We start from the raw sequence: 644 nt of genomic DNA, 5'->3' as shown, positions 1-644 counted from the left end.
TGCCACTGGATTGTTAAGTGGCACGCCAAGTAATGCCGATGTGGGTGCACACCCAGTAACACTGCGGGTGACGGATACGGACGGTTTAACGGCAGAGCAAAGCTTCAGTATTACCGTGACCAACGTCAACGATGCACCGACGATTAGTTCAACGGCCATCACAGCTGCCACTCAAGATGCGGCGTACAGCTACAGCTTCGCGGCGAGTGATACCGATGTGGGCGACGTACTGACATTGAGCGCGGTGACTAAACCAAGCTGGTTGAGCTTCAATGCGGCTACGGGCGTGTTAAGTGGCACGCCAAGTAATGCCGATGTGGGCAGCCATGCGGTGACACTGAAAGTCACCGACACGGACGGCTTAACGGCAGAGCAAAGCTTCAGTATCACAGTGACCAACGTCAACGATGCGCCGACGATTAGTTCAACGGCCATCACCGCTGCCACTCAAGATGCGGCGTACAGCTACAACTTTGCGGCTGCGGATACCGATGTGGGCGACGTACTGACATTCAGCGTAGTGACTAAACCAAGCTGGTTGAGCTTCAATGCGGCTACGGGCGTGTTAAGTGGCACGCCAAGCAATGCCGATGTGGGCAGCCATGCGGTGACACTGAAAGTCACCGACACGGACGGCTTAACGG

1 protein-coding gene is annotated in these 644 nt (G+C 55.7%); it reads left to right on the top strand.

The window, feature by feature from the left end; translation table 11 throughout:
• Positions 1-644 (top strand): putative Ig domain-containing protein (locus Q4Q49_RS22130; RefSeq protein ID WP_312000460.1); only part of this gene is annotated, 644 nt, incomplete at both ends.

Origin of the sequence: Shewanella sp. SP1S1-7 (assembly GCF_031932105.1) — a bacterium.
In the GTDB taxonomy this organism is placed as follows: domain Bacteria; phylum Pseudomonadota; class Gammaproteobacteria; order Enterobacterales; family Shewanellaceae; genus Shewanella; species Shewanella baltica.
This window is presented reverse-complemented; position numbering and strand designations above follow the sequence as displayed.